This is a genomic window from Arthrobacter sp. DMZ02-1R (assembly GCF_057747935.1).
Genome location: NZ_CM173230.1, coordinates 3,864,170 through 3,880,091 on the forward strand (window position 1 = coordinate 3,864,170; position 15,922 = coordinate 3,880,091).

Here is a 15,922-nt window from a genome sequence, read left to right on the forward strand (position 1 = left end):
TGTGGTTGCGGGTATGCAGCTCGCGGCCACGGGTTTGACGAACCGGCTCAGCCCTTGACGGCGCCGGCCGTCATGCCCGCGACAATCTGGCGGTTGAAGAACAGGTACATCACAAAGGGCGGGATGGTGATGAGCAGGATGTTCATGAAGAGCAGGTTGTAGCTCGTGGTGAATTGGCTCTGGAAGTTGAAAAGGGTCAGCTGGACGGTCGCGTTGGGGTCGCCCGGAAAGAAGTAGAGCGGGTTCTGGAAGTCGTTGAAGATAGCCACCGACTGCACGACGATCACGGTGACGATGACTGACCGGAGCAGGGGGAAAACCACCCGGAAAAAGAGGCGGACCGGACCGCAGCCGTCGATCACGGCTGCTTCGTCGAGTTCCCGGGGAATGGACGCGATGAACGCCCGGAAAAGCATGGTGCAGAAGGACAGTCCGAATGCCACCTCGACCAGGATCAGCCCGGGCATAGTCTTGAAGAGGCCCAGGCTCTGGAGGACCCAGATGGTGGGCACGACGGCCGGCGGGATGATGAGCCCGGACAGGATGAGGAAGTTCGCTACGCCGTTCCATCGGCTCCGCCGACGCTGGAGGACCCACGCGACCATCGCGGAGAGGATCACGAGGATCGCGACGCTCGCGACCGTCAGCACCGTGCTGTTAACGAACGCCGTCACGAGCATGAAGTTCCGTGCCGAGATGACCGACTGGAAGTTCTGGACCAGGGAGAAGTCGGTGGGCCAGGAGAAGTCGAGTTTGCCGGCCTGACGCCGGTCCTTGACGGCGATCAGTGCCATAAAGACGAGCGGCACGACGAAGAGTGCGGTGGCGACGACGATGGCGAGCACGCCTCCGCCGTGACGCTTGAGGGCTTTCACAGCTCGACCTCCTTGCGGTTCAGGAACATGGACAGGGGCAGGACGATTGCGGTGACAATCAGGAACAACACGACGTTGCCCGCAGTCGAGAGGCCGTAGAAGCCTGCCTGGTACTGCTTGTAGATGACGGACGCAACCACGTCGGAGGCGAAGCCCGGACCGCCCTTGGTCATCGCCCAGATCAGGTCGAACGAGCGCAGCCCGCCGATGAGCGAGAGGATGACGACGGTCGCCGTCGCCGGACGGGCGAGTGGCAGGGTGATCGACCAGAACGACTTGGCCGAGCTCGCGCCGTCGACTTTGGCGGCCTCGTAGTATTCCTGGGGTATCGACACGATCCCGGCAATATAGATCACTGTGGCGAGCCCTACGCCCTTCCACACATCCACGAACGCCACCGATACGAGGGCCCACGCGGGGTCGGCGAGCCACGCGGGGCCCTGGATTCCAACGAGGCCGAGCGCCTCATTGATGAGGCCCTTGCTCGGGTCCATGAAGACACCGAACATGATCCCGACGCCGATACTGCTCAACAGGACCGGGAAGAACAGGACGGAGCGCAGGTAGCCTCGGGCGATGATGCGCGAAGTCAGCAGCACCCCGAAGAGCATGCCGAGGACGACCTTGAGGGCGGAGGTCAGCACGGCGTAGATGAGGGTGTTCCTCAGGCCCGTCACGAGGGCAGGTTCCTGGAAGAACTGGACGAAGTTGCCGAAGCCGATGAAGGTGGCGTTGAAGATCGTCCAGCGGGTGAGGCTGAAGAAGAACGAGGCGAATGTCGGCACGATGAAGAGCGTCGTGTAGATCGCGGCCGCGGGCAGGTAGAACCAGTACGGGTAAGAGCTCTTCTTGGTCTTCCTCGGCTTGGCCGCCGACGCATCGGTGCTGCGCGCATGCGCCAGGGGTGGCGCAGTTTGGTTGATGGTCATGATTACTCCTGAGTTGCTCCGGGGCGGTCGACGCCGCCCCGGAGCACGTTCTTTGGCTCGGTCAGTTCCACCCGGGAAGGTTTAGCTGCTGGGCCTGCTTCTTGACGTCCTCGTCATATACCGCAGCGGCCTTCTGGGCAGTGGACTGCTGGGTGCCGACTTCCACTGTGATCTGCTCCAGCGAAGGTCCCTTGACAGGGGAAAGGAACTCAAGGGCCGGGCTGTTCTTCGAGGGGTCGGTGAAGTACGGGAGCATGTCCTTGACAGCGGTGGGGACATCGCTGGGGAGGGTGCAGTCCTTCACGAGGTATGGGCCCGTGATGCCAACGGCCTTCGTCTGGGCGTCGCAGCCGGCCTTGCTCGCGATGAACGACTGGAACTTCTTGGCCTCGACGGAGTGCTTGCTGCTCTTCGAGATGTAGATACCGGAGGGGAACCACACGGTCAGCGCATTCTTGGACGCGTCGTCGCCGGGAAGGGGAAAGACGCCTACGTCGTTGAGCTTCTCAGGTGAGGACGCCTTGATGCCTGCAATCGTCGACGTAAGCATCGGGTACTGCGCGCCGTCGCCGTTCGCCACCATGTCCAGACCCTGCTGGTAAGTCGCCGAGGCGAAGTTTTTGTTGAAGAGCCCGGCCTTGGCGGCCTGTTCCTGGTGCTCGAATCCCTTGATGGCCACAGGATCGGTGGCGTACTTGATCTTCCCTGCTGTGTAGTCGGTGGCGAAGTTCGGCTCGGCCTTGTTGACGTTGGCGAAGTCGCCGAGTACGAAGAGCTGCGAGGTCCAGGTGTCCTTGTAGGTCTGGATGATGGGCGTGACCCCGGCGTCCTTGATTTTCTGGCTGTTGGACATGAACTCCGCCCACGTCTTCGGCACCGAGAGCCCGAGCTTCTCGTAGACCTTCTTGTTGTACAGCACCGCGCCGGCGACGCCGCCGCCCAACGGCACTCCGTAAACCTCCTTGTTCGCGGTGACGACGGCCTTGAAGGAGTCAGACACGTTCGACATGTAGGACTCGCCCGTTACGGGAACGAGGTTCTGTTCGGGGTGGATCTGCTGGAAGAGCGAGCCAGAGTTGTACTCGAAGACGTCGGCCATGTCCCCGGTGGCGAGTTTCGTCTTGATCGCGTTGTCGCCGTCGCTGCCTTCCGGACGGGTCTGGACATCCACAGTGATGTCCGGATTGGCCGCCGTGAACTCCTTGGCAATTTCCTGGGCCTGGGAGACCATCGTGTCTGAGTTGTTGACGAGGAACGTGAGGGTTGTCGGACCACCGGCGCTCGCGCCGGTGCCGGAACAGCCCGAGAGTCCGAGGCCGAGGGCCACGACGCCCGCGGCCAAAGGGGCCCAGCTCCTGTTCAGCTTGCTTGTCATTCGTATCTCCTGGATCGGGACTGATCATTGTCAAGGGTAGGTTTGGAACGTTTCAACTCTTCGAAAAGCGTCGGTGCCCTCCTGGAATGGTGATGGGCGTAGACTCTTCGTAGAAGTTTTGTAGACCGTTCTACGCGACTACTGTAAGGCAGGTCACAGCGGCACGCAAGGGTTACGATGAATTTCACTCAGCGGGGGTCTGCGTGCCGGACGGGTGGACCGCTCGACGTCGTGACAAACTCAGGGGCGAAAAGGAGGACCAGTGGAAGATACCGAGCGGCGCATGACGATCCGCGATGTCGCGAGTCATGCGGGCGTCTCGACGGCAGCCGTTTCCAAGGTTCTGCGCGGAGCCTACGGCGTGAGCCCGGCCATGAAAGCCCGTGTTGAAGCCTCCATGGACGCGCTCGCGTACCGCCCCCTTGCCGCGGCCCGCGGGATGCGAGGTAACAGCTATACGCTGGGGGTGTTCCTAGTAGACCTCTCGAATACCTTCTACGCCGTCCTGCTCGAGGGCATCCGTGAGGTCGCCGAACGCAGCGGCTACCAGGTGCTCATCGGGCAGGCCAACCAAGGGCTCGACGCTCAGCGCCGGCTCATCGACGCCATGGTGGACCGCCGGATGGACGGGCTCCTGTTAGTTGCCCCGTTCGGACCCGACGCGGAGCTCGACCGGCTGGCCCGCACGATTCCCGTCGTAGTCTTGGGAAGGCACGGTCCGGCGGAGCACTTCGACACCGTGGCAAGTGACGATCTGGCGGGCAGCGGACTCATCGTGGACCACTTTGTCTCGCTTGGCCACCAGCGAATCTCCTTCCTCTGGCACTCCTCGCCGGACAACGAGCCAGGGATGCCGCACGTCGTGCGTGCCCAGGGCTACGATGCGGCCATGGCCCGGCACGGCCTTGAGGACTTCATCGATCACGTACCCGGCGGCTGGGGAACGGAAGGCGGCCAACGGGCAGGACGCGAGATCAGCTCAAGGACTCAGCGCCCGACGGCCCTCCACGGCGGCGCAGACGTCGCAGCTCTCGGAGCGCTCACCAGCCTCTTGGAGGCCGGCATCCGGATCCCCGAGGACATCTCGATCACAGGCTACGACAACGTGCCCGCCGCGGCGCTTCCGCCAATCGGATTGACCTCCGTTGACCAGTCCGGCGTGGCTATGGGCCGACAGGCCACGGAACTGCTCGTCTCGCGAATTGAGGGCCGCGCCGAGTCAGAACACGTTCTCATCCCCCCGCGCCTCGTCGTCCGCCGGACCACCGCTCCACTGTCGCGTGAGGCGGCCTCGGCGGTCACCACTCGCTGAACAGCTCTGGGCGGGGCGACGGCCTCGAAGGGGCGCTGGCCCGGCCACGGCGTCCTCAGCATTCGACGACATTGACGGCGAGGCCGCCCATGGCCGTTTCCTTGTATTTGGAGGACATGTCCTTGCCGGTTTCGCGCATGGTGACGATGACCTCGTCCAGGGAGACCCGGTGGGTGCCGTCGCCCCAGAGCGCCATCTTTGCAGCGTTGATGGCCTTCGCCGCGGCGATCGCGTTGCGTTCGATGCAGGGGATCTGCACGAGCCCACCGATCGGATCGCACGTCAGGCCCAGGTTGTGTTCCATCGCGATCTCGGCCGCGTTCTCCACCTGTCCCGGGGAGCCGCCCATGACCTCGGCCAGGCCCGCGGCGGCCATCGAGGACGCCGAGCCCACCTCGCCCTGGCAGCCGACCTCGGCGCCGGAGATCGAGGCTTGCTCCTTGTAGAGCACCCCGACAGCGCCTGCGGCGAGCAGGAACTTCACCACCACGTCGTCCCGGTCCTTCTGGGTGGCCTTGTCCATGCCGGGGGCGAAGTGCAGGGCGTAGTACAGCACAGCAGGGATGATCCCCGCAGCCCCATTCGTCGGGGCGGTGACCACGCGCCCGCCGGAAGCGTTCTCCTCGTTCACGGCCAGGGCGATCAGGTTCACCCATTCCTGCCAGTATTTGGGGTCCCGGTAGTCGGGGTCCTGGCCTATGGTTTCTTTCAGGAGCCTCTCGTGCCAGTCCGGGGCCCGACGGCGGACCTTCAGCCCGCCGGGCAGCACGCCTTCGCGCTTCAGGGATGTTTCAACACAGGCCTCCATGACAGAGTAGATGTGCAGCAGGCCTTCACGGATTTCTTCCTCGGTCCGGGAGGCGCGCTCGTTGATGAACATGATGTCTGAAATGCCCAGTCCCTTGGAGGAACAGCGGCCCATGAGCTCCGCGGCGGTGCGGAAGGGCAGCGGGAGTTCCTTCTTGGACTCCTCCAGTTCCTTCTGCGCCGCGTCCTCTTCGCCTTCGCGGACGATGAACCCGCCGCCCACGGAGAAGAACGTGGCCTCGTGCAGCACCTCGCCTTCGGCGTCGGAGACGGAGAACTTCATCCCGTTGGTGTGCCGTGGCAGGACCGTGAGGGGGTGCAGGATCATGTCCGCCTCCCCATACAGCAGCGCCACCCCGGATTCGGGATCGACGGCGCCGCAAAGGCTCAGTGTGCCGGTTTCGGCGATCGAGGCGAGCCGTTCCTCCACCTCCTCGGGGAGGATCTCCTCGGGGTGGTAGCCCTCCAGTCCCAGCAGCACCGCGGTCATGGTGCCATGGCCCCGGCCCGTGGCAGCCAACGAACCGTACAGATCAACCTGCAGGGACGCCACGCGCTCAAGCGCACCGGAACCCCTCAATTCGCCCGCGAACACGGCCGCAGCACGCATCGGCCCCACGGTATGCGAACTCGAAGGACCTAATCCAATGGAGAAGAGATCAAAGACACCAACAGCCATGAGCTTGGTTCCTAACTAATTTAGTTCTGCTTCGGCAGGTCGGGCCCCGACGGGTCCGGACCCGGCAGACAGTCCTGCCGGGAGCCCCTTTGGGGCCGGCATCCGGAAGCGTGCGTCCCCGCCGTCCCCTAACCTCGCAAGCTCGGTCAGGGAACCCGGACGGCGTGGGCCCATTCGGTCGCGAAAACGTCCGCTCAGCGGGCGTCTACGCGACCGAGCACGCGGAGGATGTCGGCCCCAACGGGCCAATGGAGAACCTCAGCTGAGGTTCGCGACGCCCGGGTAGAGCGGGTGCGCGGCGGCGAGGGCCTCCACGCGGTGACGCAGACCGGAGAGGTCGGCGTCGGCGTCGGCGATCAGTGCCTCGGCGATGATGTCCGCAACCTCGCGGAACGCTGCCTGGCCGAAACCGCGCGTGGCCAGTGCCGGGGTGCCGATCCGCAGACCGGACGTCACCATCGGCGGGCGCGGGTCGAACGGAACCGCGTTGCGGTTGACGGTGATGTCAATCGCGGCGAGGCGGTCTTCAGCCTGCTGGCCGTCGAGTTCGCAGTTGCGCAGATCCACGAGCACCAGGTGCACGTCCGTGCCGCCGGAAATCACGGAGATCCCCTTGGCAGTGACGTCGGGTTGGATGAGGCGTTCGGCCAGGATCCGGGCACCGGCCAGGACGCGCTCCTGGCGTTCCTTGAACTCTTCCGAGCCGGCAATCTTGAAGGCCACGGCCTTACCGGCGATCACGTGCTCCAACGGGCCACCCTGCTGCCCTGGGAAGACCGCGGAGTTGATCTTCTTGGCGATGTCGGCGTCGTTGGAGAGGATGATGCCGCCGCGCGGACCGGCCAGGGTCTTGTGCGTCGTCGAGGTCGTCACGTGGGCGTGCGGGACCGGAGACGGGTGCAGTCCGGCGGCCACCAGGCCGGCGAAGTGCGCCATGTCCACCATGAGGTACGCGCCGACGAGGTCCGCAATCCGGCGGAACTCGGCGAAGTCAAGCTGGCGCGCATAGGCCGACCAGCCGGCAACGATCAGCGCCGGCTTGTGCTCCAGCGCCAGTCGCTCCACCTCGGCCATGTCGATCCGGTGGTCCTCTTCGCGGACCTGGTACGGGATCACGTTGTACAGGCGGCCGGAGAAGTTGATCCGCATGCCGTGAGTCAAGTGCCCACCGTGTGCCAGGTTCAGGCCCATGATGGTGTCGCCCGGCTTGATGAGGGCGTGCATTACCGAAGCGTTTGCCTGGGCACCGGAGTGCGGCTGCACGTTCGCGTACTCGGCACCGAAGAGGGCCTTCACGCGATCGATCGCGAGCTGCTCGATGACATCCACATGCTCGCAGCCACCGTAGTAGCGCTTGCCCGGGTAGCCCTCGGCATACTTGTTGGTCAGCACCGAACCCTGCGCCTGCATGACAGCTACGGCAGTGTGGTTCTCAGACGCGATCATTTCCAGGCCCGAACGCTGACGGTTCAGCTCGTCGTCGATCTTCGCCGCGATCTCCGGATCCAGCTCGGACAAGAGCGTGTCCAGGCTCGGCGAAACGACCTGCTCGAACACGGCGGTTCCGTTCGCGGCGCTCACAGTTCGCCACCGTTCTTGGAAGCGTATTCCTCCGCGGAGAGCAGCGGACCGTCGGATTCGGCGGCCACCTTGAAGAGCCAGCCTGCACCATACGGATCGTTGTTGATCAGGGCAGGATCGTCAACGACGGCGGAGTTCACTTCCGTGACCTCGCCCGTCACCGGGGAGTACAGGTCCGAGACGGACTTGGTGGACTCAACCTCGCCGCAGGTCTCCCCCGCAGTCACAGCCGAACCGACCTCGGGCAAATCAACGTACACAATATCGCCGAGGGCGTCAGTGGCCACGGCGGAGATACCGACAGACACGAGATTGCCGGCTTCGCGAGCAACCCACTCGTGCTCGTCGGAGTACTGCAGTTCAGGTGCAACTTTTGCCATGTTTTTTCCTTTGCGTTGGTCTAAGAACAGTTGTGGTCAGGTTGGGTGGCGGATAACGGAATTCCTCGGCGTGCTCGCTCGTTCCTCGCTTAGACGCACGCTGCCGGAATCCCGTCACCCGCCCTCCGCTAGTTCAGTTTTCGGGGCCAACAGTTCCGGAAAAGAACGCTGGCCCTTTCGGTTTTAGTTTTGGACCCGTGGTTCCCGTGGGCCGATTCAGTTTTCGCGGGCCAACCTACGGCAGGTGGCTCATCATCCAGCACCTTTGGCTTTCGAAAGCGGGCCAAAAGCGCCGGCCTGGAACTGAACCCAAGGTGAGTTGAGAGCCGCCGCTGGCCGGGAGGATCCGGAAGCGTGCGTCTAAGGGAGCATCACGTCCGCTCAGCGGGCGTCTTCGCGACCGAGCACGCGGAGGATTCTTCCGTCCCGCGGTTCCCAGCCACCCCGGGATCGCGAGCCAACCGAGACTTACTTAGCTCGCTTGTAGAAAGGCAGTGCCACGACTTCGAACCGCTCAGGCTTGCCGCGCAGGTCTACGTCCAGGGCCGTGCCGAGTTCTGCGTGTTCGACGTCGACATAGGCCAGCGCTACCGGGTAGCCGAGGGTGGGGCTGGGCTGGCCGGAGGTGACTTCGCCGACGACGCCACCGTCCTTGAGGACCGGGTAGTGGCTGCGGCCGGCGCGGCGACCCAGGCCCTTGAGACCAACCAGCTTGCGGCCGCTGGTGGAACCGGCGCCCTCGGCCTTCAAGGCTTCCAAGGCGGAACGGCCCACGAAGTCGCTTTCCTTGGCCAGCGAAACTACCGGGCCGAGTCCTGCCGAGAAAGGGTTGCCTTCGCGGGAGAGTTCGTTGCCGTAGAGCGGCATGCCGGCTTCGAGACGGAGGGAGTCACGGGAAGCGAGGCCGGCGGGGATCAGCTCGCCGTCCTCGGCAGCGGCTGCGATGGACTGCCACAGGTCGGAAGCGGCATCGTTGTCCACGAAGATTTCGAAGCCGTCTTCACCGGTGTAGCCAGTACGGGCGAGCAGCAGTTCCACGGTGTTCCCGGCAAAGGTGAAGGGCACCTCGACGGCGGCGTAGTACTTGAGCCCGGTAACGAGGGCGTGCTGCTCGGCCGGGACCAAACGGAGGAGGATCTCTTCCGCCTTGGGGCCCTGGACGGCGATCAGCGAGGTTGCCGCCGAGGCGTCCTCGACGACGACGTCAAAGTTGGCGGCACGCTGCGCCAGAGCCTCAGCAACAACCTTGGCGTTGCCGGCGTTCGGAACCACAAGGAACTTGTCGCTGCCGTCTTCGGAAGACGGACGGCGGTACGTGATGAGGTCGTCGATGATGCCGCCGTCTTCCTGGCAGATCAGCGAGTACTTGGCCTTGCCAACCGACATGGCCGAAATTTTGCCGACCAGGGCATAGTCCAGGAAGGCGGCAGCGTCCGGGCCGGTGACCCAGACTTCGCCCATGTGGGAGAGGTCGAACAAGCCTGCGGACTGGCGGACGGCGTGGTGCTCGGCCAGCTCGGACGAGTATTTCAGGGGCATCTGCCAGCCACCGAAATCGGTGAAGGAAGCGCCGAGCTTCTTGTGCTCTTCGTAGAGCGCAGTGTAGTTCTCAGTCATCGTGAGGATTCCTTTAGTTCTCGAAGGCTTCGATCGGTGGGCAGGAGCAGACCAGGTTACGGTCGCCTGCCGCGCCGTCGATGCGGCCTACTGGCGGGAAGTACTTGTCCTGCTTGAGGTGGTGGACCGGGAAGACGGCTTGCTCGCGCGGATATTCACGATCCCAACCGGAGCTCACGACGGCGGCAGCGGTGTGCGGTGCGTGGCGCAACGGGCTGTTCTCCACTGTGAAATCGCCGTTCGCGACCTGGTCGATTTCCTTGCGTATGGTGATCATGGCTTCGATGAAGCGGTCGATCTCGCCCAGGTCCTCGGACTCGGTGGGCTCCACCATGAGGGTGCCCGCCACCGGGAACGCCAGCGTCGGGGCGTGGAAACCGTAGTCGATGAGGCGCTTGGCGACATCCTCGGCGGTAACACCCGTGCGGGCCGTCAGTTCGCGCAGGTCCAGGATGCACTCGTGGGCCACGAGTCCGCCTTCGCCCGTGTAGAGAACCGGGAAATACTCGTTAAGGCGGGAGGCGATGTAGTTCGCGGCAAGCAGCGCGGACTTGGTGGCCTCGGTGAGGCCTTCGCCACCCATGAGCTTCACGTAGGCCCAGGAAATCGGCAACACACCCGCGGAGCCGTAACGCGAGGCGGAGATGGCCACGCCGTGCCCGTCTTCATGCGCTGCCTTGTTGGCATCGCCCGGCATGAAGGGTGCAAGGTGCGCCTTGGCAGCGACCGGGCCCACGCCCGGTCCGCCGCCGCCGTGCGGGATGCAGAAGGTCTTGTGCAGGTTCAGGTGGGACACGTCGCCGCCGAACTTGCCCGGCTGGGCCAGGCCCACGAGCGCGTTGAGGTTGGCACCGTCAACGTACACTTGGCCGCCGGCTGCATGCACGGAGTCGCAGATTTCGCGGACGTCGGCGTCGTACACGCCGTGGGTGGAGGGGTAGGTGATCATGATGGCCGAGAGGACGTCCTTGTTGGCGTCGATCTTGGCCTGCAGGTCCGCGTGGTCGATGGTGCCGTCGGCCGCGGTGGCCACAACTACGACCTTCATGCCGGCCAGCACTGCCGAGGCGGCGTTGGTGCCGTGGGCGGAAGCCGGGATGAGGCAGACGTTGCGCTGGAGGTCGCCGCGGGAGTGGTGGTAGCCGCGGATGGCCAGCAGGCCCGCGAGTTCGCCCTGGGAACCGGCGTTGGGCTGGATGGAGACCTGGTCGTAACCGGTGATCTCCGTGAGGTCAGCTTCCAAATCTTCGATCAGTTCCCGCCAGCCCACGGTCTGGGAATCCGGGGCGAAGGGGTGGATCGAGGCGAATTCCGGCCAGGAGATGGCTTCCATCTCGGCAGTGGCGTTCAACTTCATGGTGCACGAACCCAGCGGGATCATGGTGCGGTCCAGTGCAAGGTCGCGGTCCGAAAGCTTGCGGATGTAGCGCAGCAGCTGGGTTTCGGAACGGTGGGTGTTGAACACCGGGTGCTGCAGGTAATCGGAGGAACGCTCGACGGCGGCCTCCAGAGCGAAGCCCTCACGTGACTCCGCGAGCGAAGCACCGAAGGCGGCGACGACGTCGGCGAGGACCGCGGTCGTCGTCGTCTCGTCAACAGAGATTCCCACGGTGTCAGCGTCGATGCCGCGCAGGTTGATGCCCTTGTCCTCAGCGGCGGCAACGATCTCGGCAGCCTTGCCCGGGACGCGGACAGTGACGGTGTCGAAGAAGCTGCCATGCAGGATCTCAAGGCCGGCGGTCTTGAGTGACGCGGCGAGGGCGCGGGCGTGATTGTGGGCGGTCTCGGCGATCGCCTTCAGGCCATCGGGGCCGTGGTACACGGCGTACATCGAGGAGACGATGGCAAGCAGTGCCTGCGCGGTGCAGATGTTGGACGTGGCCTTTTCGCGGCGGATGTGCTGCTCGCGGGTCTGCAGCGCCAGGCGGTAGGCGGGGGTGCCGGCGTCGTCCTTGGAAACGCCTACCAGGCGGCCAGGCATGGAGCGCTCGAGGCCCTTCTGAACTGCCATGTAGGCGGCGTGCGGGCCGCCGAAGAACAACGGAACGCCGAAGCGCTGGGTGGAGCCGACGGCGATATCGGCGCCCTGCTCGCCAGGAGGCGTGATCAGCGTGAGGGCGAGGAGGTCCGCGGCGACGGTGACGAGGGCGCCGCGTTCCTTGGCGGCGGCGATCACGGCAGAGTGGTCGAACACTCGGCCGGAAACGCCCGGCTGCTGCAGCACGATGCCGTTGATGTCGCCGTCGGGCAGGCCCTGGGACAGGTCGGCGATCTCGACTTCGAAGCCCAGCGCCTCGGCGCGGCCCTTCACGATGGCGATGGTCTGCGGGAGGCAGTCGGCGTCAAGGACGGTCTTGCCGTCGTGGGCCGCCTTGTTCTTGTTGGCACGGCGCATCATGAGGACAGCTTCGGCGACGGCCGTGGCTTCGTCCAGGAGGGAGGCGTTGGCGATAGGCAGGCCTACCAGGTCCTGGACCATGGTCTGGAAGTTCAGCAGGGCTTCGAGGCGGCCCTGGGAAATTTCCGGCTGGTACGGGGTGTAGGCGGTGTACCAAGCCGGGGACTCGAGGATGTTGCGGCGGATCACCGGCGGGGTGACGGTGTCGTAGTAGCCCTGGCCGATCATCTGCACGGCCGTCTTGTTCTTGGCCGCCAGTTTGCGCAGTTCGGCCAGAACTTCTACCTCACTGAGGGCGTTCTGGAGGGTCAGGGCGACGTCCTGGCGGATGTCTTTGGGAACCGCGGTGTCCACGAGCGAATCGACAGTGTCGTAACCAACAGACTTGAGCATGATGTCAATGTCGGCTTGGCGACGGGCGCCGATATGCCGGTCAACGAACGTGGTGGAGGTTGAACTAACCGTCACGAAGGAACTCCATTACTAAGGCGGCGTGGGTACGCCACAGCTAATCGGGTTCCTCCCCGCTCTGTATTGGACCTGAGAGTTTCCGCGAATCCGTGCTTATGGGCACTGTTTCGCTTGCACCGTCGGTGAGCACAACGTGTTCCAGTGTCTAGGACACCAGGGGCAGCGTGCTGCTTTCCAGAGTTGCCTTGCCGCGGCGGTGCGTGGGCCTGAGAGATTCCTGGGGAGGATTTGCTCCTACGGCGCCTGCATCACTTGCCTGCAGGACTCTCCCGCCGCAGATCAAAGGCGTATTCAGTTGTGTGAATCGGATCGTGGTTGCCGGTGACGGCTGCCACAACTGTCAATTGTCCTATGGACTGCTCGCGTCCGCAAATGATGTCACCGACTTCGCCCGACTTTCCCAACTGACTGGCATTTGTAGTCGTTTTGGAGCCTCTAAACGACCTCTAAACGACAACAACTGCGAGTCAGTTGGGCCACCGCTCAGTGACGGAGGCGTTCGACGGCGGCCAGCAGCGCACCGACGTCGGCGCTCCTCTCGCTCGCATTGGCTCCCGGACCACCTTCAAGCATTGCGTTGAAGTAGAGCCCATCGCCCATATAGCGGACCGCCTTGGCCATCTCGGGACCCACTTCCTCGGCGAGCACATCCAGCCATTGTTGCTGGATCCCGGCAAAGCGCCTGCGGGTTTCTTCGTGCGCCACCTCCGCGAGCCGCGTGGCGGCGACGAACACCCTGTCCATGGGAGTATCGGCCCAAAGCGAGGACTTGATGAAGAACGCGGAGGCGCCCTCGGGAGCCGCCTTCATCGCCTCGATATCCGTTGCGGCGAGTGTGTCCATGCGTTCCAGCAGGGCGCCGATCATGGCTTCCTTGTTGGGGAAATGGTAGAGCAGGCCACCCTTGGAGACTCCTGCGCGCTTGGCGACGGCGTCGAGCGTGGCAGCCCGCTCCCCCACCTCGATCAGCAGGGCTTCAAAGGCATCCAGGACAGCGTCCCGGGCAATAGGTTTTCGTGGCATGGTGTCCATCATCCCCTAGTTGGATATGTCAGTGTCGATACGGCAAATTGAAACTATACCGTCCAGACGGTATAGTTATCTTCATGTTCAGCCCATCCACAACCCAGCACCCCCGCATCCCGTCCACCCAGTCCGCCCCGTGGCGCGATTGGACTGCCCTGGCGCTCTTGATGTTCCCCGTGCTGCTGGTGGCTGTAGACAACACCGCGCTGACATTTGCCCTGCCGGAAATCGCCCGGACGCTGGAGGTCGGGGGCGTGCAGCTGCTCTGGATTGTGGATGCCTATGCGCTGGTGCTGGCGGCATTGCTGGTATCCATGGGCAACCTGGGAGACAGGATCGGCCGCCGCCGCTTGCTCCTGATCGGCAGCACGGGCTTCGCCGCCGTTTCCGCAGCCACCGCATTCGCCCCGTCGGCCGAATGGCTCATTGCGGGACGCGCCGGCCTGGGCATCTTCGGAGCCATGCTCATGCCGTCCACGTTGTCCTTGATCCGCAACATCTTCCCGGACCCGAACCGCCGCCGGCTCGCCATTGCGGTGTGGGCCGCGGGATTCTCCGGCGGTGCCGCGCTCGGGCCGATCTTCGGTGGCTGGCTCGTGGAACACTTCTGGTGGGGAGCCGTGTTCCTGGTGGCCGTGCCACTGTTGTTGCCCCTCCTTGCCTTCGGCCCATTCCTGATTCCCGAGTCCAAGGATCGCAATCCGGGCAAGCCTGACGTTCCCAGCATCGCGCTGTCCATCCTGACCATGGCACCGGTGGTCTATGGCATCAAGGAGGTCGCTGTGCACGGCTTCGGCCCCGCCCCTGCAGCCTTCATGGCATTCGGCTTGGCAATGGGAATCATCTTTGTCCGCAGGCAGCGCTCCTTGGCATCGCCCATGCTGGATGTGCGTCTTTTTGGGAACAAGGTGTTCAGCACTGCCATCATTGCCAACGTCCTGTCCCTGTTTTCCATGACGGGCTTCATCTACTTCTTCGCGCAGCACTTGCAGCTTGTGGAGGGCCGGTCCCCCATGCAGGCAGGAATCGCCATGGTTCCGGCACTGCTGGCCACCATCGTGGCGGGCATGGTGGTGGTGCCCCTGGTCAAGCGGATCCGCCCGGGACTGGTGGTGGCATCCGGCCTGACGTTGAGCGCCGTGGGCTATCTCGTGGCGGCCCTGGGCAACCATGGCCAGGGCCCCGGGTACCTTTTGACGGCACTCTTGCTGCTGGCCATCGGGGTTGGATCGGCGGAGACTATCTCCAACGACCTCATCCTGGGCGCCGTTCCTGCAGACAAGGCCGGCGCGGCCTCGGCGATCTCCGAGACAGGCTACGAACTCGGCTCATTGCTGGGCACGGCAGTCCTTGGCTCAATCCTGACGGCGTCCTACCAGCACCACCTGCTTCTTCCTGTTGAATTGTCCGGCCATGCGGCAGAACGCTCCCGGGAGACGCTCGCCGGAGCGGTGGACACCGCAGCGTCACTCCCCCAGCCACTGGCTGGGGCCCTGACCGCCGCGGCGCGTGCCGCCTTTGAATCGGGCGTCCACATCACCGCGGCGATTGGGCTGGTACTGATGGCGGGAGCGGCAGTCCTCGCCGCCGTCGTACTCCGCCGCGTGCCGACCGCGAAGTAGGCCGTCAGTTGCCTTCGACGAAGGCCTTGAGGGCATCGAGGAGACCCTCGGTGCCCTCTTTGCGGCCTTCCACATGGTCTTCGTCGGTGAAGTAGGCTCCTTGCTCGGTCAGGGCGAGGCGGGTTCCTTCGCCGTCGGGCTCCATTTCGATCGTGGATAGCGAGACGGACGTCCGCTGGCCATTGAGATACATTTCGTAGGTGTAGACGATCCGCTCGTTCTCGACGATGTCGTGATAGACCGCCTTCATGCTCGAGACGAAGCCACCTTCAGGGCCGCCTGTATCCGTCTCGGTGCCACCTTCGCGGAAGTCGAGGCTGGATTCGCCCTGCGTCCACTCTTCCGGGCCGACGAACCATTTCTTCTTGTTGCCGTAGTCCGAAAATGCTGACCAGACACGCGACACCGGGGCATTGAGTTTGCGTTCGAGGGTGAAGCTTGCATGCGTAATCGGGGTGCTCATGGCTACTCCTGTATTGGTTTGGCGGGGTGGTTTTGATTGAGGAAACTCTCCAGGCGGTCCAGCCGGCGCTCGGCCGATGTCCGGCGAAGCCCGAGCCAGGCCTCCGCCTCGCGGACCGTTCCGGGGACGATGCTGCAGCTGCGGACCCGGCCGATCTTCTCGCTGCGCACCAGCCCGCTGTGTTCCAGGACCTGGAGGTGCTGGACAATCGCCGGGAGGCTCATGGCGAAGGGCTTCGCCAATTCCGAGACCGACGCCGGGCCCTCGCACAGCCGGGCCACGATGGCCCTGCGAGTGGGGTCGGCAAGGGCATGGAAAACGGAATCGAGATCCGCGGCGCCTTGATTGTTAAGCACATGCTTAAGTATTCGCTTAAGTCTTTCAAAG

13 protein-coding genes and 2 riboswitches are annotated in these 15,922 nt (G+C 64.2%); of the genes, 2 read left to right on the plus strand and 11 right to left on the minus strand.

The features are described 5' to 3' along the window. Positions 1–47 precede the first annotated feature (47 nt). The 3 genes from AC3ANQ_RS18345 to AC3ANQ_RS18355 all read right to left on the minus strand — a co-directional run bounded on the left by AC3ANQ_RS18345 (position 48) and on the right by AC3ANQ_RS18355 (position 3,179). The gene (locus AC3ANQ_RS18345; protein ID WP_488302350.1) at positions 48–875 is read right to left on the minus strand and encodes a carbohydrate ABC transporter permease; all 828 of its coding nucleotides are present in this window, start codon (positions 873–875) and stop codon (positions 48–50) included. After that, positions 872–1,804, minus strand: coding sequence for a carbohydrate ABC transporter permease (locus AC3ANQ_RS18350; RefSeq protein WP_488302351.1), 933 nt, complete (start codon positions 1,802–1,804; stop codon positions 872–874). The genes AC3ANQ_RS18345 and AC3ANQ_RS18350 overlap by 4 nt, the downstream gene beginning before the upstream one ends. Before the next feature lie 61 nt (positions 1,805–1,865). Beyond that, positions 1,866–3,179 (minus strand): ABC transporter substrate-binding protein, encoded by a 1,314-nt coding sequence (locus AC3ANQ_RS18355; RefSeq protein WP_488302352.1) that lies wholly within the window; start codon positions 3,177–3,179, stop codon positions 1,866–1,868. Positions 3,180–3,441: 262 nt separating this feature from the next. On the opposite strand from AC3ANQ_RS18355, the gene AC3ANQ_RS18360 reads away from it, so the two are divergent. Next, positions 3,442–4,491 carry a LacI family DNA-binding transcriptional regulator gene (locus AC3ANQ_RS18360; RefSeq protein ID WP_488302353.1) on the plus strand — a complete coding sequence of 350 codons (1,050 nt, stop codon included), beginning with the start codon at positions 3,442–3,444 and terminating at the stop codon, positions 4,489–4,491. A gap of 55 nt (positions 4,492–4,546) precedes the next feature. On the opposite strand, the gene AC3ANQ_RS18365 is transcribed toward AC3ANQ_RS18360, so the two are convergent. From AC3ANQ_RS18365 to AC3ANQ_RS18390, 6 genes are all read right to left on the minus strand, one after another. After that, on the minus strand, positions 4,547–5,977 hold the full coding sequence (locus AC3ANQ_RS18365) for an L-serine ammonia-lyase (RefSeq protein ID WP_488302354.1): 1,431 nt from the start codon (positions 5,975–5,977) through the stop codon (positions 4,547–4,549). Between the two features lie 258 nt (positions 5,978–6,235). Then, positions 6,236–7,558: a serine hydroxymethyltransferase gene (glyA, locus tag AC3ANQ_RS18370; RefSeq protein ID WP_488302355.1), complete on the minus strand. Its 1,323-nt coding sequence runs from the start codon at positions 7,556–7,558 to the stop codon at positions 6,236–6,238. Next, positions 7,555–7,938: a glycine cleavage system protein GcvH gene (gene gcvH, locus AC3ANQ_RS18375; protein WP_268024860.1), complete on the minus strand. Its 384-nt coding sequence runs from the start codon at positions 7,936–7,938 to the stop codon at positions 7,555–7,557. Before gcvH ends, glyA begins: the two co-directional genes overlap by 4 nt. A 468-nt stretch (positions 7,939–8,406) precedes the next feature. Then, positions 8,407–9,555 carry a glycine cleavage system aminomethyltransferase GcvT gene (gene gcvT / locus AC3ANQ_RS18380; RefSeq protein ID WP_488302356.1) on the minus strand — a complete coding sequence of 383 codons (1,149 nt, stop codon included), beginning with the start codon at positions 9,553–9,555 and terminating at the stop codon, positions 8,407–8,409. Positions 9,556–9,568: 13 nt separating this feature from the next. Further along, complete coding sequence (gcvP, locus tag AC3ANQ_RS18385) at positions 9,569–12,421, minus strand: aminomethyl-transferring glycine dehydrogenase (protein WP_488302357.1); 2,853 nt, start codon at positions 12,419–12,421, stop codon at positions 9,569–9,571. Between the two features lie 51 nt (positions 12,422–12,472). Continuing rightward, positions 12,473–12,607: riboswitch (glycine riboswitch) on the minus strand. 1 nt (position 12,608) lies between these two features. Beyond that, a riboswitch (glycine riboswitch) is annotated at positions 12,609–12,706 on the minus strand. 201 nt (positions 12,707–12,907) lie between these two features. Further along, complete coding sequence (locus AC3ANQ_RS18390; RefSeq protein ID WP_488302358.1) at positions 12,908–13,447, minus strand: TetR/AcrR family transcriptional regulator; 540 nt, start codon at positions 13,445–13,447, stop codon at positions 12,908–12,910. 83 nt (positions 13,448–13,530) lie between these two features. On the opposite strand from AC3ANQ_RS18390, the gene AC3ANQ_RS18395 reads away from it, so the two are divergent. After that, a complete protein-coding gene (locus AC3ANQ_RS18395) occupies positions 13,531–15,072 on the plus strand; it encodes an MFS transporter (protein ID WP_488302359.1) in 1,542 nt (513 codons plus the stop codon). Between the two features lie 4 nt (positions 15,073–15,076). Here AC3ANQ_RS18395 and AC3ANQ_RS18400 read toward each other — a convergent pair whose 3' ends face one another. Further along, on the minus strand, positions 15,077–15,535 hold the full coding sequence (locus AC3ANQ_RS18400) for an SRPBCC family protein (RefSeq protein WP_488302360.1): 459 nt from the start codon (positions 15,533–15,535) through the stop codon (positions 15,077–15,079). A gap of 2 nt (positions 15,536–15,537) precedes the next feature. Then, on the minus strand, positions 15,538–15,891 hold the full coding sequence (locus tag AC3ANQ_RS18405) for an ArsR/SmtB family transcription factor (protein WP_488302361.1): 354 nt from the start codon (positions 15,889–15,891) through the stop codon (positions 15,538–15,540). Positions 15,892–15,922: the final 31 nt, after the last annotated feature.